The sequence below is a fragment of the Alphaproteobacteria bacterium genome, assembly GCA_030739735.1.
Lineage (GTDB): Bacteria > Pseudomonadota > Alphaproteobacteria > UBA7887 > UBA7887 > UBA7887.
Window position 1 is genome coordinate 59,776 of record JASLYQ010000005.1, and the last position, 26,955, is coordinate 86,730.

Sequence of the window (26,955 nt, forward strand, 5' to 3'; positions counted from 1 at the left end):
ACTTTAACCTGAACCGGATTAGGCGGCTTTGTCGGCCGTGATAGTCTTTTGCGCCTTCTCTGTGTTGATGGTGATGTGCCGCGGCTTCAACTCTTCCGGAATCTCACGTGCAAGCTCGAGGTGCAAGAGGCCGTTCTCGAGCTTGGCACCGATTACCAGGATGTGGTCGGCGAGCTGGAAGCGGTGCTCGAAGGCCCGGCTGGCAATGCCGCGGTGCAAATAGCGGCACTTCTCGTCCTTGGGCTCCGCGATATGGCCACTGATCTGCAACACGTTATTCTCGACCGTCACTTCGATATCGTCGTCGCTAAATCCGGCGACGGCCATAGTGATACAGTAGGTATTCTCGTCCCATGCCTCGATATCATAAGGTGGGTAGGATGACGCCGAATTAAAAGACTGGGCCGATTCCAGGAGCCGGTTCACATGGTCAAAGCCAACGCTTGTGCGAAAAAGGGGGGAAAGGTCAAACGTACGCATGCATATCCTCCATTGAGCAACATGATCCCTATGGGCCCACCATCCGGCGCGGCCCTGTTTTCTACCCACAAACCCGACATCGGCATTCGTGAGCGATACGCATATAGGAAGCTAGATGTCGGTCCGCAAGCCCGGGCGGAATGGTCGCCATGCTGGACAGGAACTCCGCCCTGAGTCATTCTCCGCGGCGCCTATATCGACCCGAGTCAGGCGGGCGATATCCTTGGCAAAGGAAGGGCCTTGGCCCGTGAAACGTACCGACTTGATCGGGCCAGGATGGTTTTGCTGATCCATGCATAATTGGTATCGATGGCTTGCCGTATGCTTGATGGCGGTATTGGCAGTTACGCCCGCGTTTGCACGGATGGATGATCCGTTGATCAGTCGCATCACCAGTTCTGTGTTGCAGGAGGCGTTCCCGAGCGCGGAAGAAATCGGTGAGATCAGCGGCGAGCCGCCGATTGCGGAAATATTGATCGAGGGTGAGGTCGCTGGATACGTGATGTCGGCACACGATATCGTAAATCCTGTAGGCTTTGCCGGTAAACCTTTCGATTTGATGCTCGGGCTCGGCTTCGATGCAAAGCTCAAAGGTGCTGTCTTGCTCGAGCATCACGAGCCCATTATCGGACAGAGCATGATCCGTGAAGAGCGTGTCCAGGCCTTCCTCGACGGCCTGCGCGAGCGGCCCGTCGCACGATCGGTTCGGACCAGCCGTGGCACCGCCGACGGCGTATCCGGCGCAACCATCAGCTCTAAGCTCATGCGAGCAGCTGCATTGGCATCTGCCCGCATAGTCGCCATACGAACCGGCATAGCCGATACCGATGTGGGTCCGCTCGGCCTGTCGGTAGATCTGGATACTTACGAAGAGAAGGGCTGGCAGGAGCTGTTAGCGGATGATGAGGTCGTCGGCCGCACGGTGACGGTAGGCAACGTCATGACCGCTTTTGGTGGAATGGCAGCGGAGCTTAACGGGTTGGCGCCAGATCAAACCTTTATCGAGTTCTACACTATGCTGAATACGCCCAGTGGGATCGGGCGCAACGTTTTCGGCAATCAATGGTACAATTTTCACCTTATGCAGATTGCGCCCGGAGAGCATTTCCTGGCCATTGCGGCGCGCGGCCTCTATTCCTTTCGGGCGACTACCCACAGCGACTTGCAGCCATTCGTCGCCGATACTTTTCCCAGAATACGCATCGTCCAAGGCGACGAGATAATCAAGCTATCGCTCAGTAACAAGCTCAGGCGAACGGCGATACGCGCGCACGGCGCGCCGCGATTTCGCGAGCACATGTTGTTTCGTGTAAACCCCGCCGATGGCTTCAATCCCCTGTCCCCATGGACCCTGGAGATTCTCGTAAAGCCGACATCCGTGGGAGCGCCGGAAGATCACGAAACAGTTACTTTTCCGCTGACATATAATCTGCCAACTAACTATGTAGTAGGAAGCGACTACGCGCTGGAAGAGGCGGGTTACAAGACTGCCAATTTTATGCTTTTCGGCCTGTTGCGCGAAAGCCTTTTGAACGAATGGCAACTGGTATGGGCCACGCGTGCCTTCGACATCGGCGTTCTGCTCGTCATTCTGGGAACGGTTACAGCGATGCTTCTGCTTCAGGATGCCTTGTCGCGCCGGCGCCGACTCTTTACCGGGTTGCGCATAGGCGTGCTGGCGGCGGTTCTAGTTTGGCTCGGCTGGATGAATGACGCTCAACTCACAATCATCAACGTCATCACTTACGCCCAGGCCACGCTGCAAGATTTCAATCCGGGCGTTATCCTACTCGACCCCCTTATATTCATCTTGTCTGTGTATGTCGGAATTAGTCTATTGCTTTGGGGGCGCGGCGTCTTCTGCGGTTGGCTCTGTCCGTTCGGTGCCATGCAGGAACTGCTAGCGCGTGCGGCCCGCATTCTACATATCCCGCAAATTACCCTGCCTCAGGACCTGCAAGAGCGGGCTTGGGCACTGAAATATGTGGTAGTCGTCGTAATCTTCGGACTGTCTTTCTGGTCAATAGATGCGGCGATCTTCGCAGCCGAGGTTGAGCCCTTCAAGACGACGATCATTGTCGGACTAGACCGCAGTTGGCCCTACATCCTTTACGCAGGCATCCTGTTGGGAGTTGGCTTGAGCATGGAGCGGTTCTTCTGCCGCTTTCTCTGCCCCCTCGGCGCATCACTCAGTATTCTTGGGCGTGCACGCCTCTTAAACTGGCTGAAACGACGCCCACAATGTGGCAAGCCATGTAATATTTGTCAGGGCAGCTGTCCCGTTGGTGCCATCCGAAACGACGGTGCCATCGACATGAACGAGTGCTTCCAATGCCTCGAATGCGAAGTTGACTTTTACGACTTTCACAAATGTCCCCCGTTGGTGGCAGAGCGCAAACGGGCGTTGCGGTCGGAGCCAACTTTTTCGGTGGCTGCAGAATGAGCGAGTGGCGGGATCTCACGCCGCTTTTCAAGCCGCAATCGGTCGCTGTCGTCGGTGCAACGTCAAACCCCAAACGTGTTGGCGGTCGCCCCATCCCATTTTTGAAAAATTTTGGGTTCCCTGGCCCAATCCACCCGGTAAATCCGCGTTACGACGAGCTCGACGGGGACTGCTGCTTTCCACGCGTAAGCGACATTCCCGATTGCCCAGACATGGCGATATTGGCTGTACCGGCCGCGCTTTGCCTCGATGCCGTACGCGACTGTCAAGCAGCAGGCGTTCCGGCGATCACGGTTTACACCTCAGGTTTCGGCGAAACCGGCGATGAGGGCAAAGCCCTGCAAGCTGAGCTTACGGCACTCGCTAAGAGTAAAGGGACGCTGATTTGTGGGCCCAACTGTCAGGGGATAGCAAACTTTCATGACCACGCGGTCTCTAACTTTACCTCTGCCCTGGCCAGTGGCGGAATGGAGGCAGGGCCGGTTGGTTTTGCCAGTCAAAGCGGCTTGTTCGGTGGCATAGTCGTGGCTGAGTTCCGCCGCCGCGGCATGGGGCTCGGCTACCTCGTCAGCACCGGCAACGAAGCGGATGTCGACTTCGCTGAAGCATTTGCCTACATGGCGGCTGACCCGCGTATCCGTGTGGTTGCCGGTTATGTAGAAGGTGCGCGAGACGGCAGCAAGCTGCGCCGAGCAGCAGCCGTTGCCAGGGCACATGGCAAGCCGATCGTCCTGATCAAGGTCGGACGCAGTGCTGATGGCGCGAGGACGGCGTCTGCCCACACCGGCGCTACGGCCGGGGACTACGAGGTCTATCGCGCGGCGCTGGAGCAGTGGGGCATTGTCGAGGTCAACACTATCCAAGAACTCTTCGATGTCATGGAGACCTTCGGGCACGGGACGCCGGCGGCAAAAGGCAACCGTATCGGCATTGCCTCGAATTCGGGCGGGATCGGCGTATTCTGTGCAGACAAAGTTACCGAGCAAGGATTGCGCCTGAGCGAATTTTCGCCGGTTACGACCGCAGGTATTCTCGAGAGCCTCCCAGCCTTCGGCTCACCTGCCAATCCGGTCGATTTCACGCTGCAAGCGTTCACGGATCCGCATTCGGTTGGGTCTCATATTCGCAATATCGTACAGGACGATGGGGTCGATGTCGCATTAGCATTCTTCGGCGTGCAAATGCTCAATGCAGACGAGCTAGTCCAGGAGTTGGTTGAGGCAAATACCCTAAACGACACGCCTTTGTTGGTTGGTTGGATGCTTGGTGCAAGCGAGGTGCCCGGCAGGTTGCGCAAGGAAGGCATTCCTTGCTTCGAGGATCCCCTGGCGGCGATAACGGCTGCGGCTGCCCTCGCACGGCAGGGACAGTTTCTCACCATCCCGAGTGACGAGCGTATGCCCGAACCGATTGATCCAGGAGCCGGCTTATCAGAGCAAGCCATCTGTGACTTACTCGGGTTAGAGGACATCGGATCTGGCGAGGGGAATTACGCGCTGGGGTTCGTGCGCAGCACGGTCTTCGGTGCGATGGTCTGGCTCGCAAATATCTCGGAAGGCAGTCGCAACTTAAAAGTGGCGCCTTTGTCGCAGCACGATGCGGAAGGCCTAGCACCAGAGCAATGGCTTGTTGATGCACTTCTCACCTTATCGGACTTGGCGATGGCGCGGCTGGATGTCGACTCGATCACTATTGATCTTTCGGCGAACGGCGTTGTCGTCAAGATGCCCTCTAGCGACGACGCGCGAGAAATTCACCCATGATCCTTTGCGGCTCACCGCTCTCGTATGCCGCGCGTTGTAGCCTGGCAGCAGCGGCAAATGTCTCGTCGAAGCCGGCTTGAGTTATCTCGCGCAGACGTTGTTTGCTGAGACGGAAGGCGTTGGGCGGCCTCTGCAATAGGTAGCGCACCGACGCAATCGCTTCGTCGACAACAGCCTCGGCATCAACCAGCTGCGTCAACATTCCTATTGCCAGTGCTTCCTCCGCATCGAGCAGGCGACCGCTCAGCGCCAAATCAGTTGTGCGCGCGTGGCCGAGTATCAGGCTCAGAAGGTGAACCCCGATAACGCTCGCGAGGCCGACGCGGATTTCGGGCTGTCCGATTTTCACGCCGGGATGCCCGATGCGCATATCGCACAGCAGTGCGACTTGCATGCCGGCGCCCGCCGCCGTTCCGTTCACGGCAGCGACACAGGGTTTGTCGAGATCGCGGATGGCCGATAGGAAATACCTCAGGTCTTCCACCCAGAATTCCGCATTTTCCGGATCAAAGGCCTGAGCTTCCGCCAAGTCTTGACCAGCGCAGAATGCCTCGCCATTCCCGGTGACGACCACGCCCGCGACAGCCGGATCCTGGTCTGCAGCCGTAAAGGCCATTGCCAGTTCCGCGCGGGTCGCCGCATCGACCGCGTTACGCTTGCGAGGGCGATCAAAGGCCAGAACACGGATTTCAGCATGGTCTATTATTTTAATATTTGACATGAAAATAACACTATATCTATTTATTTTAATTCATTAAATCACTACTATATATATCCACGTTGTCATAGATGATCGCGCTGCTTCAAGCCCTTATAGTCCGGAGTATGAAGTTATTTCAACGAACAGCGGCTGTAATCGCGATGGCCTTGTCGTTGGCGCCGGTGGCCGCCGATGCCGACAATGCTCAGGCTGAGGCTGCCTATGACCGAGGCGAGCTGGCCGAAGCGATGGTGATTTGGTTGGCCGTAGCGGAGGAGGGTGATGCGGCAGCGCAGTACAATGTCGCGACCTTGCTGCGAAAGGGCGAAGGCGTGCCGCGCGATGCCGCCGCCGCCGCCAGCTGGTACGAGCGGGCCGCCCAGCAGGGCCATCACCATGCGCAGGTAAACCTTGGCCGCCTTTACCTTGACGGTGACGGGGTCAAGCGGGATCTCGGACGGGCCTTCCACTGGTTTGACGAGGCCGCGCACGCAGACTTCCCGCCAGCACAATATTACCTGGCGACTTTGTATGAGTCCGGTGCTGGTGTGCTCCGCGATATCGAGCAGGCCAAAGCGCTTTACGAGGTCGCGGCGGAAGCGGGTTTGGGCGCCGCTGCCTATCGCCTTTCCCGCTTATACGACCAGGAAGAGATGGCCGAGCGCAACTATGGCCAGAGCGAGATGGGTGAGCGCAACCCTCGCCTAGCGCGCAAATGGCTAGTCCGTGGGGCGGTTGCAGGCTACCCGGAGGCCCAGCTGCGGCTTGCCGAACTCTATCGCAACGGCGAAGGCGAGGGCCCGAACCTGGTACTCGCTTATTTCTGGGCAATGAAAGCCGAGCGCAGCGGCATGGAGAAGGCTACGACCATGCGACGGCAAATCGGCGAGCGAATGACACCGGCGCAAAAGCGCGAACTTATCAAGATGGCCAAGATGATGCGCGAGGCCGTGGACAGGCCCCAACGCGATGGCGAGGAGTGACGGGGCCTCAGGTGAATTTTATTTTCATAGTGATCCGCCAGGATCGTACCGTAGACGACTGTCAGGCGTGCGTCGAAGCCGGCCATTGGCCGTTTGAGTGAGGGGTTTAGGAAGTGAGTCTGTTCAATTTATCGGGAAAGGTCGCGCTGGTCACTGGCGGCAATGGCGGTATCGGCCTCGGCATGGCGCAGGGCCTGGCCAACGCCGGTGCAGCGATACTCGTCGCAGGGCGCAATGATGAAAAGAATGCAGCCGCTGTGGCAACTCTGGTCGAAAGCGGCTCAGATGCCGCTGCGGCCACGGCAGACGTGACCGACGAGACTGCCGTTGCTGCTATGGTCGAGGCGGCGCTTTCACGCTGGGGGCGCCTCAACATCCTGGTCAACAACGCGGGTATCAATATTCGCAAGGAACCGCAGGAGCTGTCGCTGGACGAATGGCGCTCGGTGCTTGACACCAACCTGACCTCAGCTTTCCTCTGCTCCCAGGCAGTCTATCCGTATATGGCCGCCAACGGTGGCGGAAAGATCATCAATATCGGCTCGATGATGTCAATTTTCGGCGCCGCCTTTGCGCCGGCCTACGCCAGCAGCAAGGGCGGAATCGTGCAACTGACCAAGGCGACTGCGACAGCCTGGGCCAAGCACAACATCCAGGTCAATGCGGTGCTGCCCGGCTGGATCGACACTGATTTGACACGGCGCGGCCGGCGTGAGGTCGAAGGGCTGCACGAGCGGGCCCTCGCGCGGACGCCAGCGGGTCGCTGGGGCGAGCCGGCGGACATGGCCGGCATCGCCGTATTCCTTTCGGGGCCGGCCTCGGACTTCGTGACAGGCGCGGCGATCCCTGTAGATGGTGGCTTCTCGGTTCAGGGCTAACGTCTGGTAGACATATCCTGACCTCACCGAAGCGTAATCAAGATCCGCTGCGTGCGGTCAGGCCACCATCCACGACGATCTCCGTCGCTGTAACGTAGCGCGCTTCGTCGGACGCCAAGTATAGCGCTGCATAGGCGACATCCCAGGCGTCGCCCATGTGCCCCATGGGCGCAGAGGCGTGGCGCCGTGTCATGATGGTGTCGGCCTTGGTGGGATCGTCCTTATCGATCAAGCGGTGCCGGACCAGCGGTGTGTCCATCATTCCGGGAACCACACAATTGCAGCGAATGCGCTTGCCTGCATATTCGACTGCCACCGCGCGGCTGAATTGGATTAGACCGGCTTTGGCGGCTTGGTACGATGCCAAGGGCCGGTCGACGAAGGTCATGCCGGCCACAGATGCAACATTGACGATTACCCCACCGCCTTGCTCAACCATGATCGGCAGGGCGTGCTTGCATGCCAGAAACGCGGTTGTGAGATTGTAGGTAAGATTATCGCTCCAGTCCTCTTCGGCTATCTCCACAGGACCGCCTGGAATCGAGCCTCCGACATTGTTATGCAGGATATCGAGCCTGCCGAATTGCTCGATGCATCCCAAAATCATGACGCGCACCTGGCCAGAGTCGGTCGCGTCAACCGTGTGAGCAACGGCAACGCCGCCTTCGCCTTTGATCAAAGCCACGGTCTGCGCGGCTGACTCCGGATTGATATCGGCAGCCACTACTTTGGCGCCTTCCCGGGCAAATAAAACGGCGGTCGCGCGCCCGTTGCTCCAGCCGTCACCGACCGATCCTGCGCCCACCACCAGGGCGACCTTGCTGTCGAGCCTCTTTGTCATGGTCGATTTCCAATCCATCCCAGCCTACCAATGCTTACACTGGCCCGGACGAACGAGCTAGCACACCATCACATTACAGCGTGGTCGTAGATCCCATGTTGTGCCAGTTGTTGGTGGCAACGCACGGCCGACGCCTCGGCGATAGGCTCTCGGCGATGCCTTCACGCAGGCACAGTGCGCCAATGCTGTCGTCGCCGCGCAGACCCTCTAGGACAATGCGGATCCTCTCGTCCGCGAAGTGGCGCCGCCGGGTTTGGCGGCCATGGCAAGGTTGGCACGTTGAATACCTGAAGGCATGGCATTCCGATCAAGATGTAACCACCATCACAGTGCCGACAACGCTTCTCTGGCCACATAAATAGCCATCAAGAGGATCGCAGTATGTTTGAAATGTTTTTGGTACTTGGGCTGCTGAGCGTGATCTCAGCATCGATGTTATGGCGCTAGTCAGAATCTCGGAGACTTCCCGATCATCGTAACTTAGGGCACACTCTGATCTCCACGTAATCGCTATCGGCGGGAGATCACACGTGACGGCTGACCAGACCCTGGCGAAGCCTCTTGCCGGCATTCGGGTCCTCGATATCGCGACTTTCATTGCTGCGCCATTTTGCGCCACGTTGCTGGCCGAATTCGGCGCCGAGGTCATCAAAATCGAAATGCCGAAGAACGGCGATCCGGTACGCCGCCTGGGCAGTATGACCGAGGCGGGTGATTCCCTGATTTGGCTCAGCGAGGGACGCAACAAGAAATCGGTCACTCTAGATCTTCGTACCCTGGATGGTGTGCGCCTGTTCAAGCAGCTCGCCGCCGAAGCCGATGTGGTGTGTGAGAACTTCCGTACCGGCACCCTCGAGCGCTGGGGTATCGGCTACCAGACTTTGGCCGAGATCAATCCGGGCCTGATCATGCTCAGAGTGACTGGCTACGGGCAGACAGGGCCCAACGCCGAACGACCGAGCTTCGGACGCATCGGTAATGCTTTCGGTGGTCTTTCCTACCTTGCCGGCTATTCGGATCGGGCGCCAGTGACACCGGGCTCGGCAACCTTAGCCGATTACATGTCGGGCTTGTTCGGTGCTTTCGGCGTAATGGTCGCCTTGCGGGCGCGGGAGACCTCTAGCAAAGGGCAAGTCGTAGATATCGGGCTCTACGAATCGATCTTTCGCATCCTGGATGAGCTGGCGCCAGCATACGACCGTTTCGGGTTTGTACGCGAGCGCATGGGACCGGCGACGGTCAATGTTGTTCCCCACAGCCATTACCAGGCGCGCGATGGCCGCTGGCTGGCGATCGCCTGCACCAACGATCGCATTTTCGGGCGCCTAGCCGAGGTAATGGGACAGCCCGAGCTCGCCGCGGCGGATCGCTTTGCCACCATCGCCGCACGCGAAGAAGCGCGCGATACGTTGGACGGCCTTGTCTCCGACTGGGTCGGGTCCAAGGATGCGGACGAGATTTTGACGCTTTGTGAGAAGGGCGCCGTACCTTGCGGTCCGGTCTATTCGATCGATGAGATATTCAAAGACCCGCAGTACCGCGCACGGGGCAATATTCAATCCATCGAAGACCCACGCATAGGAGCTCTGGCGGTGCCGGGAGTGGTGCCACGACTATCCGAAACGCCCGGCCATATCGACAATCTGGGGCCGCCGTTAGGCGAGCATCTTACCGAGGTGTTCGGGCGCATGCTGGGGCTCGACGACAGGGCAATAGCAGAGCTTCAATCACGCGGCATTGTGTGAAAACTCGGCGGAACGTCCAATGCCATGGGCAAGGACTTGTCAGTCATCGTGGGCGACTGAGCTATGCCGGAATGCCGCGCCAATGTTCGGTGATTTCCTGGCGTTGCGGCTCGAAGGCAGCTGTCAGGACGGGGAGGGCTTCGTAAGGGCGCGTATCACCGCACATGAAGATGTCGATGGCGGCATAACCGCGCTCCGGCCAAGTATGGATGCTGATATGGCTTTCCGCCAGGATAGCCACGCCCGTGACGCCACCGCTCGACTCGAAACGATGCAAGTCCAGGCGCAAGACCGTCGCGCCAGCGGCCGCCGATGCATCGCACAAAGCCCTTTCGACGCACTCTGTATCCTTGAGATGCCGCGCCTGCCAAAAATCGATGAGCAGATGACGGCCCGCGAAACGCGCGCCGTCATGTTCGACAAAGTGGTCGTCGTCGGCCGAGGCCGTGCGAATGGCAAAGGCATCGTCCATGATTATCCCCGTTTATCGACCGAGGGACGGATCCGATCCATACCAGCTACCACCATGGGCGATCAATAGAGCTGGCGGACGCAAGCGCGACATGCCAAATAATCAACCGGCACTAACGCTAGGAGTAGCGAATGACAAATGGGTTGGTCCGCTTCGTGGCGGTGGCGATCGTAACGATGCTGACCCCGTCGTGCGGGGCTGTCGCCGCATCATGTGCGCCGGTAGGAACTTGGCTAGTGCCGTCCCAACAAGGCAAACGGCTTTCTGCGGATAACGCGATCTCTAGATTGGCGGAGCGGCAGGTCGTTTTACTCGGCGAATCCCATGGAAATGCCGACGATCATCGCTGGCAGCTCCAGGTACTGGCAGCACTACATGGTCGCCGCCCAGATTTGCGCATTGGCCTGGAAATGTTGCCGCGTGCAGCGCAACCGGTTTTGGATCGGTGGATGGCCGGAGAGCTTTCCGTCAAGGCCTTCCTGGAGAGCGTCAATTGGGATCGCGTTTGGGGATATAATTCAAACCTTTATATGCCAATTTTCGAATTTTCTCGTATGAATCAAGTGCCCCTGATCGCGATCAATATTCCGCGCAGTCTCGTGGCCAAAGTGAGAGACGAAGGCTGGGCTGCGATCCCTGACGAGGAGCGTGTCGGTGTCGGTGATCCGGCGACTGCACCTAGCGCTTATAGCGACATGCTGGCCGATGTCTTTGTCGTAAAGGAACGAATGGCAGCAGGCGGGCACGAGGACAGTGCCATGGCGCCGACAAGCGACGCTGAACGCATGGCCTTGGTCGACGACCCCGAATTTCAGCGCTTTGTCGAGGCACAACTGACCTGGGATCGGGCCATGGCCGAGGCACTCGCCGAGGTTGCGTTAGCAAGGACTGAGGCGCCGCTTGTGGTCGGTATCGTGGGACGCGGCCACGCGGAAGGTGGCCACGGCATCGCGCATCAACTCCGCGATCTCGGTGTGGACGACATCGGAATCGCTGTGACGACGACGGAGTCCTGTGCCAATCTGCCGACAGGCTTGGCTGACCTTGTGTTCGTCACCACCGTGCAAGAAGTCGGATCATCGCCGGGACCGCGGCTGGGCATTTTGATCGATAGGGCCGACGACGGTGTTGTCGTCCGCCATGTGGTTCCCGACAGTGTCGCCGCCGAAGCCGGAATCAAAGAAACCGATATCATCACCGAGGCGGCGGGTTTCGCGCTTAGCGATCCCGGTGACCTGATACGGATCGTGCGACGCCAAGCGCCCGGCACATGGCTGCCGCTAGTTCTGATGCGGGATGGCGAAGGCTTGCATCTGGTGGCTAAGTTTCCGATGCACTTCTAAATATGAGCATCACTTGGGGGAGACGCATAGTAGGCGCCCTAATATCCCTTTTCTGTGCCGGACCCATCACCGCAGGGGAAATCGTTGAGCTCCAGGTTACTTTCGATCCGACGACCGGCCGTCTCGAAGGGATGGCTTCCCACGGTGCTATAACATTCACCAAACAAATTCCGCTTGCCGACTCTCATTCCTTTGATGCCATGCCGGACGCAGCCTTGGCCTCACCCGACGGCAGTTATCTTCCGCCACAGGCGTGGTGGCCAACGTTGGGGCACAACGGCGTAGATTATAGATACAGGCTGACCCTCACGGTTCCCCTCGGTCAGGTCGCAGTCGCGACGGCTCACCTCGATTCAGAGCCGTTTACCGCTGCCGGATATCGGGCAACGTTCGTTGGCGAGATACCGCCTCTGATTTTCGTCGGGCCTTACGAGGTGACGGAGCGCTGGCACACGGGCAAGCGCCTGCGAACCTATTTTCCGTCAGAAATGTCGTCGCTCGGCCAGCGGTATCTCGATCGCGTGGTCTCTTACATCGACCGCTTCGAGGCGGACATCGGTGACTATCCCCATTCCCATTTCTGGGTCGTCTCTGCGCCTTTCCCGGTTGGCCTAGGATTTTCGGGCGCAACTTATGTGAGCGAACGCATTTTGCCGTTGCCGTTCATGCAGGGGCGCTCGCTGGCACATGAGGTGCTTCATAACTGGTGGGGCAATGGCGTTCGTGCAGATTACGCAACCGGCAATTGGTCCGAGGGCCTGACCACATATCTCGCCGATTATGGCCTCGCCGAGGAAACAGGTGAGACAGCGGCCCATAACATGCGTCTAGCATGGCTGCGGGATATAAGCGCTCTCCGCGATTATGACGACACGGCCCTGTCCGCCTTCGTCCAGCGCCATCACGATGCTGCCCAAGTGGTGGGCTACGATAAAGTCGCGATGGTCTTCCACATGCTGCGTCGAAAAATTGGTGATGCCGCTTTTGACAATGGCTTGAAAGACCTCTGGAAACGATGGCGCGGAAATGTCGCAGGGTGGTCGGACCTTCGAAGAGTGTTTGAAAGCGCGTCATCGCGTGAGCTCGGGCGCTTTTTCGAGCAATGGATAACACGGGCCGGTACACCTGATTTGACGTTGCAGAATGTTGCCGTTGAGGAAGGCCCATCGGGGTGGCGCCTGGCGTTGCGATTGCGGCAGGACGGTCGCCCATGGGATCTCACGGTGCCCGTTGTCGTTAAGACGGCGGAAGGCACCGTCGTGCGTTTTGCCGAACTGTCGACAACGACCGGGGACTATGCGTGGGACTTGTCGTCGCGTCCCATAGCGGTGGCCATCGACCCCGATCATCATGTCCTCAGGCGTTTGGCAACGGGAGAGGCGCCAGCAATATTTCGCGATGTCACACTGGATGGCGGCGCAGCCGTCGTCGTCGCCGGCGATGACACCGAGCTGGCCGCAGTGGCCGAAGTAATGGCGGCACATCTCCTGGGCCGCAAAGCCAAAATCCGACCGGAGACGGCTCTGACTTCGTTACTCGACGGGCAGGGTATTGTGCTGATTGGCTTGGATGGTACGATCGAAGAGATACTCGTCGGTAACGGCATATCAATTCCCGACTTCGCGTCAGTTGAGGGAACGGCTAGGGCATGGGCAACACAGCTTACCAACGGCCAAGCCGTGCTGGTCATCGCGGCGAATGATCGTGCTGCGCTGGAGGCCATAATTCGACCGTTGCCACATTACGGGAGCCATAGCTACGTGGTTTTCGACGGGCGCCGAGCGATCAACAAAGGCACTTTACCGCCCGCCCCCGAACATCCATTGAGTATTGTTTTCGACTAGGCCGATAGTCAGACGATTCGTGGGAGGGGTAAGGGCATGCGACTGATCAGCAACATACTGTCCCGTCGGAGCGTGGTGTGTGGCGTTGGCGCCGCTGCTGCCACCTGTTTGCTGCCATTGCGTGGTGCCTTAACGGCTCCGCCTGTAACGATCGGTGTCCTACTACCCACAAGCGGCGGCCTCAACGATCATGTCGCGCAAATACGGTTGGGCGTGACCGCAGCGGTGGCCGAACTGAACGAGAAGGACGGCGTACTGGGGCGACCTCTGCGTCTCGCATTTCGCGATTCCGAAGGGACGCTGCGAAACCTTGCGAACCGTTGTGCCGAACTCGTGCGCGACGAAAAGGCACAGGCGGTTATCGGGCCCTTTGTCGCCGCCGGCCGCAAGACCGCAGCACGCGCCTTAGCCTCAAGCCGAGTTCCTTTGTTGACTGCGAGCAACAATGAAGGTGGGTTTTGTACGCTAGGCGCATTCACCCTAGCCCCGACGCCCTACCAGGACTCTTTTCCGCTACTACAATATCTCGATGGCGGACGCGGCCGCTCCTATTTCCTCGTCGGTAGCGGCACAAGCTGGCAAAGGAGCATGTTCAGACGAACGGTCTTGCGCGTCCTCTACCACCACGGCGGAAAAGTGCTGGGTGAGGCGCTTACCAGAATCGGAGAGACTAATTTCGAGCCTGTTGCGCGCTGGATCGCAGCGACGGAGGCCGATGTGGTATTGCTTTGTGTCCCGCGGCGAAATGGTAGCGAGTTCGTACGGCAAGCCCACGCCATAGGGTTGCTTGATCGGATCGATCTCGGATGGCTAGGTTTCAACGAGATGCACGCGCAAGATCTTGGCGCCGATTTGGCAAAAAAAGTGGTAACCGCATCGAGTTTTGTTGCTAGCGACACAGCCAATGGCGTGCCCGCGTTAGCTTCACAGCTGGATAGCCACGCCGGAGACTCTATGCCAATCACCTATTATGCCTTCACCCATTATACCACCATTATGGCGCTTGCTTCGGCATGGCGGTCCGCCGGAGAAGCCAGTGGAGAAGCGGCGCTGAGGGCCCTACCAGATACCGTATTCGAGGGGGCCACGGGTCGCATCGGCTTCGATGGCCAGAGCCGTCAGGCAAAGTTGCCAATGGTGATTGGCAGAGGCACGGGTGAGGGGGCGCTCGAGGTTATCGAACGCTTGGGTATCGTCGACCCGGGACCAGGCTGCAACACCTGAGGTTTATGCCTCAGCAGCCTTGACCTTGCCGGTGGAAAAGGCATGAATACTAAGCACACGGAGCACAAAGCTGCTAACGGCACCAGAGTGACCCGGAGCAGCTGAACCGGTGCCTCACAGGGGAGGAGCTACGACATGAAACGCAATACAGTAATCGTCGCCATCGTGATGCTTGTCATCGGTTTGGCATTGGGAAAGTTCTTTTTGGATGATGGTGGCGAAAGCCTCACCTTGGCACCCAGCACCGAACAAGCCGCTGAAGCACCGGCTGCAGATAAGGTTCGTTGGAAAATGGCCAGCGCTTTTGCGAGTGAGCTGGTACAGCTTGGCGACCAGGGGCAGTTGATTGAAAAGCGTATCGGCGAGCTTTCCGGCGGCACCATGGAGGTCAAGTTCTTCGAGCCTAGCGCCTTGGTCCCGGCCTTGGAGATCTTCGATGCGGTTTCCGCAGGCTCCGTCGATGCAGGCTGGTCAGCGGCCGGCTATTGGGCCGGCAAGGTACCTGCACTGCAATTCTTTACGGCTGTACCATTCGGTCCTAGGGCGGGTGAGGCGATCGCCTGGCTGTACTATGGCGGTGGCGAGGAGCTGCTGCAGGAGTTGTATGCGCCCCACAATATTCACCCCCTGCAATGTAACCTGATCTCGCCAGAAGGATCCGGCTGGTTTCGCGAGCCGATCGAGACGCTTGAGGACCTAAAGGACCTGAAGATGCGTTTCTTCGGTCTTGGCGCAAAGGTGATGGAAAAGCTTGGTGTTTCCACTCAACTCATCGCTGGTGGTGATATTTTTCCGGCCCTAGAGCTTGGCACCATCGATGCCACAGAGTTCTCCATGCCGGCGATCGACCTTGAGCTAGGCTTCTACCAGGTTGCCAAGCATTACTATTTTCCAGGGTGGCACCAACCGATCAGCATGGGCGAACTCATCATCAACATGGATCGATGGAACGCTCTCAACACAACCCAGCAAGAGATTGTCAAAGCGGCGTGTAAAGAGAGCATGCTTCGCGGGCTGGCGCAGGGTGAGGCCATCCAATTCGGCGCTTTGCAGGAATTGCAGAACAAAGGCGTCACGCTACATCGCTGGTCGCCCGAGATCCTAGCAGCGCTTGAGAAAGCCTGGCAGGAAGTTGTCGCGGAAGAAGCGGCGGCAAATGCTGACTTTGCCCGGGTCTGGGAGTCGCTCAGCGAGTTCCGCAAGAACTATAAGGTATGGGGTGATTACGGCTACCTCGACTAAGTCAGGATAAGGCGCGACGACATGACGATTGCGGCATTGCCGCACTGCCTTGCGCTCGCCCGTCCCCTGCTGTGGGTCGGGCGGGTGGCGGCGGTTGCAGCGATGATTGGTATTTGCTCCATAGCAGCCATGGCCCAAGAGGGTGATGCAGAGAACTAAGATCCGATCGGGCTGCGCACACGTGTGGGCTGGACGTCGCTCCCATACAATATTTATCGTAGGGCCTCAGGCGGCCGCAGCCTGATTAGGCGGTTGCTATGTGGAGAGCGGGCGAGCCGCGAATGACTTGGGCGCGCGCGTGTATGGCTTGGCCTCGTAATCTAGTGCTTTTGGCGTTTCTGAGTGCCAACGGAACTGCGGCGGATGCACCACATGTTGTGACGAGCATAGCCCCAGTGCAAGCCTTGGCGACTGGCGTGACCCAAGGCGTCACCGAGCCAACACTTCTGTTGCGCGGAGCAGGCTCGCCCCATGACAACCAGCTCAAACCCTCCGATGCGTCGGCGCTCGCTGCCGCCGACATCGTTTTTTGGGTTGGACCGGAACTGGAGAGATTTCTTGTTCGACCCTTGGAATCACTGGCGAGATCGGCAGCTATCGTGTCGCTGTTGGAGGCTGACGGCATTGTCAAATTGCCCGCCCGCGCTCATGAAATCTGGCATGTTGAGGCGCACTCTGAACTCAGCCAATCTTCGAACATCACCGATCCGCATATCTGGCTTTCGCCTGCGAATGCCCGCGCGATAGTTACAGCGATGGTCAACACACTTGCCGAAGTAGATCCCGAACACATAGATGTTTACCATAAGAATCGTGATAAGTTGCATGTGCAATTATGGGAGCTTGAGATTGACCTGAGCACCACGCTAGCACCGGTGCGGAATATTCCATTCGTGGTGTTACATGACGCCTATCAATATCTTGAGCATGCTTTTGGATTGCGCGCCGTAAGCGCTGTTACCCTCGGACCGGTGAGGCGTCCGGGCATTCAATACCTGCAAAAGCTCACGCATCAACTGGATCGTGTCGATGCGCCCTGCCTCTTCGGAGAAATCGGGGTAGTATCACCAATCGCGACCCAACTTACCCGTGACTGGGGCCTGCGGAGCGGTCAGCTCGATCCTCTCGGCATTGCTCGACAAGAGGGTCCCGAGGGCTATTTAGCGATGATGCGGGCGAACGCGGTTGCGCTCGTAGCGTGTTTGTCAGAAGCGCCGTAAGTCAGCCGTCAAGCGCTATCGCGTCGTGGAAGAATACACATAACCGCGAATATCGCTGCTGCGACAACGACAATCGATGGTCCGGCCGGACTATCAAAGGACGCGGAAGCATACAAGCCGCCCAGAACCGAAACGACGCCGATGATAGTGGCCAGAGCGACCATCTGCTCCGGCGACGACACTAACCGCCTCGCCGCCGCTGCAGGCAATATGAGCATTGACACGATCAATAGAATACCAACGACTTTCATGCCGATCGCTACCACCAGTGCAACCATGACCATTAACGAAAATTGCGATGCATCGACTGGTGCACCTTCTACTGTCGCCAAGTCCCTGTGCACTGTGGCCGACAACAGCGGGCGCCAACCCCAGTACAAATATATTCCGGCGACCGCGAGTGTCACAAATATGGCGGCAATATCGGCGGCACCAACGGCGAGAATATCGCCGAACAGATAAGCCATAAGATCAACGCGAACGGCATGAAGTGATGCAAGGACGACCAGGCCGATCGCAAGCGCGGCATGAGCCACGACACCCATCAGTGTATCCGTCGGGAGCAATTGGCGTCGGTCCAGTGCGGCCAGAAGAACAGCCATGGCGAGGCAAGTGGTACCCGCGCCGATCATAGGATCGACCCCAATGAACAGGCCTAACGCCACGCCGAGCAGAGCGGAGTGCGATACAGCAGCGCCGAAGTAGGCCATGCGGCGCCAAATCAGGAAGCAGCCAAGCGGGCCGGTAAACATGGCGAGACCCAAACCGGCTACAATCGCCCGGCCAAAGAAGTCCTCTATCATCGGGCGGGAGGTTCCGTTGATGATGAGAGAGAAACGATTCGCCCTGCATCGTCGTGCCTGTGGTCATGGTGATGTCGGTAGAGGGCAATGGCGCTCGATATCTGGACCCCAAATAGATTCTGGAAGGCAGGGTCGTTTACTACGGCCTCCGGGTGACCGGTACAGCACACATGCCGGTTCAGGCAGACCACAGTTTGCGTAGCAGCCATTACCAGGTGCAGATCGTGGGACACCAACAAGACACCGCAACCTCTGCGATCTCGAATTCGCGCGATCAGGTCATAAAGGGCCGCTTGGCTGGCTACGTCCACGCCAGACGTAGGCTCATCAAGAGCGAGCAACTCCGGATCGCCAACCAATGCCCTGGCCAACAGGACCCGGCTTATCTCGCCGCCGGACAACACCGCCATCTGATCATGCTTGACCGCTTTAGCACCAACTTCATCCAATAGTTCATCGAGATCGACGCCCGATATCGGCTGGCCGAGGCTAAGAAACCGAGAGACTGTCAATGGTAGAGTCGGGTCGATGGCTACGCTTTGCGGCGCATAGCCAATACGCAGGTCCGGCCTGTGCCATATCTTGCCTGCTTGGCAATCGGTCAGTCCTAAAAGCACGCGAACAAGGCTGGTCTTTCCCGAGCCGTTCAATCCGATGAGGGTGGTGATCTCATTGCGATTCACGGTGATGTCAACATTATCGAGGATCAAGCGGTCACCAAACCGCAGCGTGATACCGTGTGCATCAATCAATGAGCCCCCGTGCTTCCGAGTTTCTACCGTGCTCGCCATCGTTTCATCCCGACTCGTTGTGTGCTGTCTTAATAACGGATAGGGAAAGACACGTCATCGACCGTGGCATCGTGTTTCGGATAGCAAATACCTGCCGCTTTGCCGTAGGGTTCGGCCGAATCGTAATTGACCGGAGGCTGCAATGGATGCCGACCTTTCCCAATTGTATCTTGAGGATTTCCAGGTGGGCCAGGTTGTCGAATTGGGAAGTACGACCATAACTCGTGATGAGATTCTCGATTTTGCGACCCAATACGACCCGCAGCCGTTCCATGTGGACGAGGCAGCGGCAGAGCAATCCATGTACGGAGGCCTTATTGCAAGCGGCTGGCATACGGTGTCGCTTTTCATGCGGCTTCTGGTCGATGGTCTGCTTTGCCAGGCGGCAAGTTTGGGCTCACCGGGTGTAGACGAAGTGCGTTGGCTGAAACCGGTCAGACCGGGCGACACACTTTTGGCCCGCGGTATTATTCACGCCGTGATTCCCTCGCGCAGCAAACCTGACCGCGGGATCTTGCGCACCACTTATGAAATGTTCAATCAGGATGGTGACCGTGTTCTGTCTATGAAGGGGGTTGGGATGTTTGCTCGACGTCAGGAAAGCGGATAGGCGAAGCGCGTGCACGCAAGATAGCCTCATAATATTAGAATTTAGGCACGACCAACATGTGATGTCTATTTCGGATATACCTTATAAGATAGTAAAATAAGAACAATTTCATGAGAATGACTTTAATATTAAGCTTGGAAAAATAGATGCCTCACAAAGGGTAGCCAAACCATCCGAGAAGAAGTGCAGATCCTAACCACCGCTTGCTCGGAATTATCGACGTTTTCGAGCTGAACCTGTGGTGCTTGGCGAAAACTTTGTTTGCTTCAGGCAAACTACAACTCAGGTGAATGTGCGTAAAACCGTCGGTGCCGAGTTGAATATCCTCAACGTCCCTTGTAGCTGGGCTTGCGCTTCTCGCTAAAAGCGGCGAGCCCTTCTGCATAGTCCTCGGTGCGCCGCAGTTTCTCGTAGGCATGGCCCTCGATCTCCAGCGCCACCTTGAGGCTGCTGTCATAGGCCGCGTTGAGGACGCGCTTGAGCGAGCGCAGTGCCACCGGCGCCATGGCATTGAGCTTGCCGGTATAATCATCGATGAGCGCAGTCAAGGCGTCAGAATCCTCAGCCACTGCCGTCACCAGACCCCAGTCGCAGGCCTGCTCGACCGAAATGCGCTTGCCCAGCATTACCATGTCCTTAGCGCGCGTCATGCCGGCTATCCGCGCAACGCGGACGCTGCCACCCGAACCCGGCATCTGGCCCAGGGTGATTTCAGGCAAACCGACAAGCGTCTCTTTTGACGCCAGGCGGTAGTCGCAGGCCAGCGACAACTCGAAGCCGACGCCAAAGGCGTATTTCTCCAGTGCCGCGATAACCGGCTTAGAACAGCGCTCCGGCGCGCCGATATTGTCGGCGAGATCGGACATGCGATCGACCGGGATCTCGGGAAAGCGCTTGACGTCACCACCCGAGGTAAAGACGCCGTTGGCACCGCGGATTACAACCACGCCCACATCATCATCCTCGTCGAACGTCTCGATGATGGCGCGGATCTGTGCCCGGCCGCGATAGCTCACCGTGTTGAGCGGCGGCCGATCCAGGGTCAGCGTGCCGATGCGGCGTTCGGCATCAACATCGACGCGTAAGCCGTCGAGATCTTCTAGCAGGGCTGCGCGGCGGGCGGCGTAGTCGGGTTCCATAGGGCCTCCATCAGGTTCAGAGCCTGGTGTCGTAGCTAAGCAGACCCCGATAGTTGCCATCCCGCAGCTCGCGTCGCAACAGCTTCCCGGACCCGGAGCGCGGAATCTTGGCGACAAATACATAGTCGCGGGGACGCTTGAACCGCGCGAGACCGTTGTCGAGGCAATAGCTATCCAGCGCCACAGCAGAGGCGTCTGTTTGCGCAGGCTCGACGAACGCCGTCACGCGTTCGCCCCAGCGTTTGTCTGCAACACCGATGACCGCCGCCTGTCGCACGAGTGGCGAGCAGGTCAGAACGTCCTCCACCTCCTCGGGGTGAATATTCTCTCCGCCTGAGATGATCATGTCATCGACTCGGCCGATGACGTAAAGCTCGCCATCCTCGTCGAAGTAACCAAGATCGCCGGTGAAGTACCAGCCGTCGCGGATCGCCTTGGTGTCCGCATCCGGACGCCTCCAGTAACCACGAAAGGCTTCAGGGCTTGCCATGGAGGCGATGATCTCCCCCAGCCGGCCCTGTGGTACGGTGTCGTCGCGATGCACGGTGGGTGCAGCGTCGGCGCGCACGATGCGAATCTCCTGACCGATACCGGGCGTGCCGGCACAACCCGGTTTGTCAGCCACATGGTCGCATACGGTGAACGTAAAGATCTCGCTAGAGCCATAGAAATTGTGGAAGCGTTGTGGTCGGAAGACCTCGACGCAGCGTGCTGTTAGGGCGCTTCTCATCGACATGCCGGCATAACCAATAGTGCGAACGCTGGAGAGGTCGGCGTTGGCAATATCGGGGTGGTTGACTATGTCGTGAAACACGGTCGGTACCAGAAAAAGCGCGCTGATCCGCTCTTCCACGATATGGGCTAACGCCGCACCGGCGTCGAACTGCGCCATCGCCACCCAATGACCACCCAGCAGCTCGCAAGTCAGGAGCTGGCGGACACCCATGGTATGGAACAGTGGCATGACACCGAGTTGGACTTCTCCGCGCCGGTAGCCGAGCTGGGTGATGGCGTTACGTCCAGCGGCAAGCTCGGCCGCATGGCTACGCGGCACACCCTTTGGCCCTCCCGTGGTACCCGAGGTGTAGAGCATCAGGCATGGGTCTTCAGTTGCCACCTCAACAGGCGTGGCCAAAGGCTCGCTCGCTGAGAGTTCCGAAAAATCGTCATCGATATTGATACTGTCGGCAGGGGCGGCAGACGCGGTGATGTGCTCGCAAATCACCAATTTAGCTTCGCTATCGGCCAAGATGATGGCGACCTCTTCCGCCGTCGCCCGCCAATTGAACGGTGTGAAAACAACGCCCGACATCTGACACGCCCAGTAAAGGGTTGCCGTTTCCCAGCGATTGGTCAGCAGTGTCAGTAAGCGGTCCCCGGGTTGTAAGCCTCGGGCCACAAGGCAGCCGGCCACGGCCGCGGCACGCTCCTGCAAGTCGCCATAGGTCAGGCGCACCGAGCCATCGCTAAGCGCCAGTGCATCGGCATTCTGCGTGGCACTCTCGACGAACGCCTGGCCCAGGCTCACTTGCCGCTCCGCCGTTTGGCCGCCACCTCGAGCACGGCGCGCACCATGCCAACATAGCCGGTGCAGCGGCAAATATGGCCCGACAGCATATCGCGCACCGCCACCTCGTCAGGGTCCGAATTCTCCGCTAGGAACTGAACGCAGGAGGCTAGAATGCCGGGCGTGCAATAGCCGCATTGCAAGGCGCCGTTCTCGCTGAAGGCCTGCTGGAGGTCGTTGAGGCCGCCATCTTCGGCGTGGTCTTCTATGGTCACGAGTTCGCAGCCTTCCGCCTGCACAGCGAGCGTCAGACAGGTGCGTTCGGCACGACCGTCAATGAGAATCGTGCAAGCACCGCAGACGCCGTGTTCGCAACCGACATGGGTCCCGGGCAGGCCAACCTCGTGGCGCAAAAAATCGCTGAGCAGGGTGCGTGACATGGCCATGCCGGCCCGGCGGCGGCCGTTCACGTTGAGAGTTAGCGTGATCCGTTCCTCGGCACCGATACGTCTCACGACACGGCTCCCGCGAATGCGTCGCAAAGCGCACGCGTCGCCATTTCCACACCAAGGTGGCGGCGAAAGGCAGCATCAGCCTGGCGATCAGACATGGCGTCAAGCTCGCCAACAGCCGTCTCCGCTAGCTCGCGCGCCGTTGCCTCGCTCGCTGGTAGGCCGGACGCATCGGGTGTGAACGCGCGTGGTCTGTCCTCGATACCGCCAAGGGCAAAGCCGACCCTGGCGATAGCGCCGTCGACGCACGCCCATGCGGCTGCGGCGGCAAGGGCAAAATCGCCACGGCGCTGCGCGATCTCGGCAAAACCGTAGCCGGTTCCGGGCGGCGACTTTGGCCATGTCAGTGCTGTGATCATTTCGTTCGGCTCACGTGCCGTCGTCAGCAGACCATCGAAAAAAACCGCGGCTGCGACTTTTTGTGTGCCGCATTGCGACGTCAGCTCGACCTCGCCGTCAAGGGCAGTAAGGCAAAGCGGCACCTCGGCGCTCGGATCGGCGTGGGCGACAGAGCCGCACAGCGTTCCGCGGTTGCGCGTCTGCATGTGTCCAACATGGGGTAGGGCGAGCGAGAGCAGCGGCACGTTACCATTCCTCAGCATCACCGCCTGGCGTACCAGGCAGGGCGTGCGCACGGTATCGCCTTCGACGGCGATGACATCGCAGCCCGACAGGCGATTGATGTCGACCACCAACTCTGGCCAGGCGAGGCGCATGTTAAGCATAGGGCCAAGTGACATACCACCGGCGAGCACGCTGGCCTCACCATCAGCAAGTAACGAAAGCGCCTCCTCGACGGTTTCGGGACGAGCATAGGCAAAGCGCGGTGGCTTCATGCTTGGGCCAGCCGCCAAAGGCGATTGAGGGTGAGGGGAATCTCTATATCCTCCCGCCCGAGCGCATCGGCAACAGCATTGGCGATTGCCGATGGGGTGAGCATGGCGGAGCCGTCGCCCATGCCCTTCGAGCCCACAGCGTTGCGCGGCGAGGGTGTAGTCACGGTGGCCGTCTCAATATCTGGCATATCGGGTGCCGTGGGGCAGAGGTACTCGGCGAAGCTACCCGAAAGGAAATTGCCACCCTCGTCGTAATCCAACTCCTCAAGGAAGGCGGCGCCGAAACCATGAGCGAAGCCGCCGAGGACCTGCCCCTCCGCCACCAACGGGTTAAGGATGGTGCCGCAGTCGTGCACCGAGACGTAGGAATGCACGGTCGCGCGCCCGGTTGCACGGTCGATCTCGACAGCCGCGAGATCGCAGACAACGCCGAAGGTCACGGCCGAGCCCACACGATCCTGCTCGTCCGGCGAGGTGAGCACGTCGGGCGAGACGACAGCCGTTTCCCGCAGCATCGCCGGTTCGCCTTCGGGCAGGCCGAGGGGGTGCCAATGAGCGCGGGCGGCGACGCGCCGAATGGGTAGCCCTTGGTCGGGCACGCCAACGATGCACGCGCGTCCGTCGCCAAGCTCGACGTCCTCTGGCGCAACCTCCAACATGTCACCGGCGATGCGCCTCAGACGGCCTGCGATGCGATCTGCGGCCAGCGCGATGGCATCAACTACAACGGAGGAGAAGCGGTTGGCATAGTTGCCCGAGGCCAAAGACCAGTCGCTGGTGAAGGTGTCGGCCTGAGTGTTCACCGTGATGTCGTCTGGATGCAGACCGAGCCTGTCGGCGACGATTTGCGCCGCCACCGTGGCATGCCCTTGGCCCGCCGGGGTCGAGACCGTGCGCACGGTAACCACTCCTGAGGGGTCGAAGGATACTGTCGCCGAGCCCGGTCCGCCAGAACGCCCGTCGGCCTTAGCACGCTCCTCCGGCGATTGGGCGAGAGTGACATAAGCCATGTTCGAGCCCGACGGTTCGACCCCCATAGCCATGCCGATGCCGAACAGCCGCCCTTCGGAGCGCGCTGTCTCGCGCTCGGCCAGCAGGGCAGGGTAGTCGGCGCGCTCGGCGACGAGATCGAGCACGCTTTCATAGTCGCCGGCGTCGTAGGTAGCGCCGGCTGGCGCCTCGTAGGGGAAGGCATCGGCCGGAATGATATTGCGGCGACGCATGGCTAAAGGATCGAGGCCGAGGCGACGCCCGGCGCTATCCATCAGGCGCTCGAGCCCGTAATAAAACTGCGGACCACCATAACCGCGATTGAGACCAACCGGCGGCAGGTTCGTCAGGGCCACTCGATTGTCCACCGCGATGTCGCGCACCCGATAGCAGCCGTTGGATGCGGCATGCATGCGATACAGAGAAGCAGGCTCCGGCGCACGCACATAGGCGCCGGCATTCATCAGGTTGTCGTAGCGCAGGCCGAGCAGCGTACCGTCAGCGGCAAAAGCGCCGGATACCGCGTCCGCCCGGTCCGAAGCGCAGGAGCCAGCCTGCAGGTTCTCCAGGCGATCCTCGATCCATTTCAGCGGCACGCCCAGCAAGCGGCTGACGGCCGCCAGCATGACCATCTGAGGGAACATAGCCTGCTTGTTGCCAAAGCTGCCGCCGCTGCTCGGAGCGCTGATCAAGCGCAGCCGGTTGCCATCAACGCCGAGCGCTGCACTCATCAGGCCGTGCAAAATATATGGGCCCTGGAAGTTGGACCAGAGGGTGTAGCGGGCAGGGTGGCTTTCGAAATGAGCGATAACGCCACAGGTTTCCATCGGTGTGCAGGATTGCCGCGGATAATGCCATGACAGCGAGATAGTCTCGTCTGCCACCGCGAAAGCGGCTTCCGGATCACCGTAACAAAAATGGCGTTGGTGGACGAGATTGCTGTCCATCGACTCATGGACTTTCGGTGCCTCATCGCCTGCAGCAGCGGCCGGATCCACCACCGCGGATAGAGGCTCGTAATCGACCAGGATCGCTTCAAGTGCGTCTTCCGCCAGATAGCGGTCTACAGCGGCAACGAGAGCCACCGGCTCGCCGACATAGCGTGCTACATCGACCGCCATCGGATAGTAAGTCATGGGTGCGCGCAAGGCGCTCGCGAGCGGTCGTAATCCTTCCGCGAGCTCGGCACCGGTAACGATACCGATAACACCCTCCATCTCGAGTGCGACGACCGTGTCGATGCTACGGATTCGCGCATGCGCGTGCGGCGAACGCAGCAGCGCGACGTGGGCGATACCCGGCACAGGTGCCATGTCGTCGATAAAGCGTGCAGCCCCGGTCAGCAAAGCCGGGTCTTCCTTGCGCGGTAGGGGCGTGCCGAGCCAACTCGTCATCAGGCGACCCGCTCAGGATACAGAACGCCGAGGCCGACGGATGAGGCCTCACAAACGCCGCGCTCGGTGATCAGGCCATCGACTAGGCGCGCAGGTGTCACGTCGAAGGCGTAGTTTGCCACTGGGCTGCCGTCGGGGACAACCCGAACACGAGAAATGCTGCCGTCGGACGCGCGACCGTGAATGCAGGCCACCTCCTCATCGTCGCGTTGCTCTATGGGGATCTCGGCCACACCATCACTGAGCGTCCAGTCGATGGTCGTGGAGGGCAGCGCGGCATAGAACGGCACGCCATTATCGCGTGCGGCCAGCGCTTTTAGGTATGTGCCGATCTTGTTCGCCACGTCGCCGCCGCCGGTGGTGCGGTCGCTGCCAACGATCACCGCATCAACCTGGCCATGCTGCATCAGGTGCCCACCAACATTGTCGACGATCACCGTGTGTGGCACGCCGTGCTGGCCAAGCTCGAAAGCGGTCAGCGAGGCACCCTGATTGCGCGGCCGCGTCTCGTCGACCCAAACATGCACATCTAGCCCCGCCTCATGGGCCGCGTAGATCGGTGCCGTCGCCGTGCCCCAATCTATGGTCGCGAGCCAGCCTGCGTTGCAATGGGTGAGAATGTTGAGCGGCTCGCCGGTAGGTTTTTTCGCGACTATGTCACGTAGGACGGCGAGACCATACTCACCAATGCTGCGACAACTTACCACATCATCATCACATATCGTGGCCGCATGGCGCCAAGCTACCTCCGCCCTACTATCTTCTGGTAACGGGGCTAGCCGATCCCTCATCTCCTGTAAAGCCCAAGCAAGGTTGACGGCAGTCGGTCGCGTCGTCGCTAGAATCTCATGTGCCTCGGCAAGCGCGATATCGGAAGGATCAACCGCTGCGGCGACAGCCATACCATAGGCGGCAGCGCCGCCAATCAGGGGCGCACCGCGCACCTGCATGTCGCGAATAGCGCGTGCTACGTCGTCGATATCCCGCAGGGTGACGATGACAAGTTCATGGGGCAGGCGTGTCTGATCAATGATCTGCACCCCGTCCTCCGCACGCCAGATTGTGCGATACGCCTTACCGTCAATGTTCATGCCGTCCCTCCCAGCGGGGCGCAGGGTGGAAGCACGCGGCTTGCGGGTCAAGATGGCTTGCAAAATAATAATTTAGTTTCATAAAATAGTGTAATATACTGGAA

Annotated in this window: 24 protein-coding genes; 12 read left to right on the forward strand and 12 right to left on the reverse strand. The window is 59.2% G+C overall.

The annotated features are described in order from the left end of the window. Positions 1–18: 18 nt before the first annotated feature. Positions 19–480, reverse strand: coding sequence for an Hsp20 family protein (locus QF629_04275; protein MDP6012749.1), 462 nt, complete (start codon positions 478–480; stop codon positions 19–21). A 376-nt stretch (positions 481–856) separates the two neighbouring features. Between QF629_04275 and QF629_04280 the strand changes: the two genes are divergently transcribed. Both QF629_04280 and QF629_04285 read left to right on the forward strand, forming a co-directional pair. Continuing rightward, positions 857–2,923, forward strand: a complete 2,067-nt coding sequence (locus QF629_04280; GenBank protein ID MDP6012750.1) for a 4Fe-4S binding protein — start codon at positions 857–859, stop codon at positions 2,921–2,923. Further along, complete coding sequence (locus tag QF629_04285) at positions 2,920–4,686, forward strand: CoA-binding protein (protein MDP6012751.1); 1,767 nt, start codon at positions 2,920–2,922, stop codon at positions 4,684–4,686. Before QF629_04280 ends, QF629_04285 begins: the two co-directional genes overlap by 4 nt. On the opposite strand, the gene QF629_04290 is transcribed toward QF629_04285, so the two are convergent. Then, positions 4,655–5,407 carry an enoyl-CoA hydratase/isomerase family protein gene (locus QF629_04290; GenBank protein MDP6012752.1) on the reverse strand — a complete coding sequence of 251 codons (753 nt, stop codon included), beginning with the start codon at positions 5,405–5,407 and terminating at the stop codon, positions 4,655–4,657. The genes QF629_04285 and QF629_04290 overlap by 32 nt on opposite strands. 140 nt (positions 5,408–5,547) lie before the next feature. Here QF629_04290 and QF629_04295 point away from each other — a divergent pair, with 140 nt between their 5' ends. Further along, on the forward strand, positions 5,548–6,369 hold the full coding sequence (locus QF629_04295; protein ID MDP6012753.1) for a tetratricopeptide repeat protein: 822 nt from the start codon (positions 5,548–5,550) through the stop codon (positions 6,367–6,369). A 113-nt stretch (positions 6,370–6,482) separates the two neighbouring features. Further along, positions 6,483–7,247, forward strand: a complete 765-nt coding sequence (locus QF629_04300) for a glucose 1-dehydrogenase (GenBank protein MDP6012754.1) — start codon at positions 6,483–6,485, stop codon at positions 7,245–7,247. A gap of 37 nt (positions 7,248–7,284) precedes the next feature. Here the strand turns inward: QF629_04300 and QF629_04305 are convergent, their stop codons facing one another. Further along, the gene (locus QF629_04305) at positions 7,285–8,088 is read right to left on the reverse strand and encodes an SDR family oxidoreductase (protein ID MDP6012755.1); all 804 of its coding nucleotides are present in this window, start codon (positions 8,086–8,088) and stop codon (positions 7,285–7,287) included. Between the two features lie 530 nt (positions 8,089–8,618). Here QF629_04305 and QF629_04310 point away from each other — a divergent pair. Continuing rightward, positions 8,619–9,833 (forward strand): CoA transferase, encoded by a 1,215-nt coding sequence (locus tag QF629_04310; GenBank protein MDP6012756.1) that lies wholly within the window; start codon positions 8,619–8,621, stop codon positions 9,831–9,833. Between the two features lie 61 nt (positions 9,834–9,894). Here QF629_04310 and speD read toward each other — a convergent pair whose 3' ends face one another. Next, entirely contained in the window at positions 9,895–10,305 is a 411-nt protein-coding gene (speD, locus tag QF629_04315; protein MDP6012757.1) for an adenosylmethionine decarboxylase, read from the reverse strand. 176 nt (positions 10,306–10,481) lie between these two features. On the opposite strand from speD, the gene QF629_04320 reads away from it, so the two are divergent. The 6 genes from QF629_04320 to QF629_04345 all read left to right on the forward strand — a co-directional run bounded on the left by QF629_04320 (position 10,482) and on the right by QF629_04345 (position 17,178). Beyond that, positions 10,482–11,648, forward strand: a complete 1,167-nt coding sequence (locus tag QF629_04320; GenBank protein ID MDP6012758.1) for a ChaN family lipoprotein — start codon at positions 10,482–10,484, stop codon at positions 11,646–11,648. Between the two features lie 200 nt (positions 11,649–11,848). Then, positions 11,849–13,492, forward strand: coding sequence for a M1 family aminopeptidase (locus tag QF629_04325; protein MDP6012759.1), 1,644 nt, complete (start codon positions 11,849–11,851; stop codon positions 13,490–13,492). Between the two features lie 36 nt (positions 13,493–13,528). Beyond that, a complete protein-coding gene (locus tag QF629_04330; GenBank protein ID MDP6012760.1) occupies positions 13,529–14,716 on the forward strand; it encodes an ABC transporter substrate-binding protein in 1,188 nt (395 codons plus the stop codon). A 135-nt stretch (positions 14,717–14,851) separates the two neighbouring features. Then, a complete protein-coding gene (locus QF629_04335) occupies positions 14,852–15,958 on the forward strand; it encodes a TRAP transporter substrate-binding protein (protein ID MDP6012761.1) in 1,107 nt (368 codons plus the stop codon). A gap of 21 nt (positions 15,959–15,979) precedes the next feature. Next, positions 15,980–16,117 (forward strand): hypothetical protein, encoded by a 138-nt coding sequence (locus QF629_04340; GenBank protein ID MDP6012762.1) that lies wholly within the window; start codon positions 15,980–15,982, stop codon positions 16,115–16,117. 143 nt (positions 16,118–16,260) lie between these two features. Then, entirely contained in the window at positions 16,261–17,178 is a 918-nt protein-coding gene (locus tag QF629_04345) for a zinc ABC transporter substrate-binding protein (protein MDP6012763.1), read from the forward strand. An 8-nt stretch (positions 17,179–17,186) separates the two neighbouring features. Here the strand turns inward: QF629_04345 and QF629_04350 are convergent, their stop codons facing one another. Both QF629_04350 and QF629_04355 read right to left on the reverse strand, forming a co-directional pair. Next, complete coding sequence (locus QF629_04350; GenBank protein MDP6012764.1) at positions 17,187–17,981, reverse strand: metal ABC transporter permease; 795 nt, start codon at positions 17,979–17,981, stop codon at positions 17,187–17,189. Continuing rightward, positions 17,978–18,772, reverse strand: coding sequence for a metal ABC transporter ATP-binding protein (locus QF629_04355; protein MDP6012765.1), 795 nt, complete (start codon positions 18,770–18,772; stop codon positions 17,978–17,980). The genes QF629_04350 and QF629_04355 overlap by 4 nt, the downstream gene beginning before the upstream one ends. Positions 18,773–18,914: 142 nt before the next feature. Here QF629_04355 and QF629_04360 point away from each other — a divergent pair, with 142 nt between their 5' ends. Continuing rightward, positions 18,915–19,382, forward strand: coding sequence for a MaoC family dehydratase (locus tag QF629_04360; GenBank protein MDP6012766.1), 468 nt, complete (start codon positions 18,915–18,917; stop codon positions 19,380–19,382). A 326-nt stretch (positions 19,383–19,708) separates the two neighbouring features. Here QF629_04360 and QF629_04365 read toward each other — a convergent pair whose 3' ends face one another. The 6 genes from QF629_04365 to mtnA are packed head-to-tail and all read right to left on the reverse strand — an operon-like array spanning position 19,709 to position 26,851. Further along, the gene (locus QF629_04365) at positions 19,709–20,521 is read right to left on the reverse strand and encodes an enoyl-CoA hydratase/isomerase family protein (protein MDP6012767.1); all 813 of its coding nucleotides are present in this window, start codon (positions 20,519–20,521) and stop codon (positions 19,709–19,711) included. Between the two features lie 16 nt (positions 20,522–20,537). Beyond that, positions 20,538–22,049: an AMP-binding protein gene (locus tag QF629_04370; GenBank protein ID MDP6012768.1), complete on the reverse strand. Its 1,512-nt coding sequence runs from the start codon at positions 22,047–22,049 to the stop codon at positions 20,538–20,540. Then, positions 22,046–22,543 (reverse strand): (2Fe-2S)-binding protein, encoded by a 498-nt coding sequence (locus QF629_04375; protein ID MDP6012769.1) that lies wholly within the window; start codon positions 22,541–22,543, stop codon positions 22,046–22,048. The genes QF629_04370 and QF629_04375 overlap by 4 nt, the downstream gene beginning before the upstream one ends. Continuing rightward, positions 22,540–23,376: an FAD binding domain-containing protein gene (locus QF629_04380; GenBank protein ID MDP6012770.1), complete on the reverse strand. Its 837-nt coding sequence runs from the start codon at positions 23,374–23,376 to the stop codon at positions 22,540–22,542. Before QF629_04380 ends, QF629_04375 begins: the two co-directional genes overlap by 4 nt. Further along, the gene (locus QF629_04385) at positions 23,373–25,760 is read right to left on the reverse strand and encodes a xanthine dehydrogenase family protein molybdopterin-binding subunit (GenBank protein ID MDP6012771.1); all 2,388 of its coding nucleotides are present in this window, start codon (positions 25,758–25,760) and stop codon (positions 23,373–23,375) included. The genes QF629_04380 and QF629_04385 overlap by 4 nt, the downstream gene beginning before the upstream one ends. Then, positions 25,760–26,851, reverse strand: a complete 1,092-nt coding sequence (gene mtnA / locus QF629_04390; GenBank protein MDP6012772.1) for an S-methyl-5-thioribose-1-phosphate isomerase — start codon at positions 26,849–26,851, stop codon at positions 25,760–25,762. The genes QF629_04385 and mtnA overlap by 1 nt, the downstream gene beginning before the upstream one ends. Positions 26,852–26,955 lie beyond the last annotated feature (104 nt).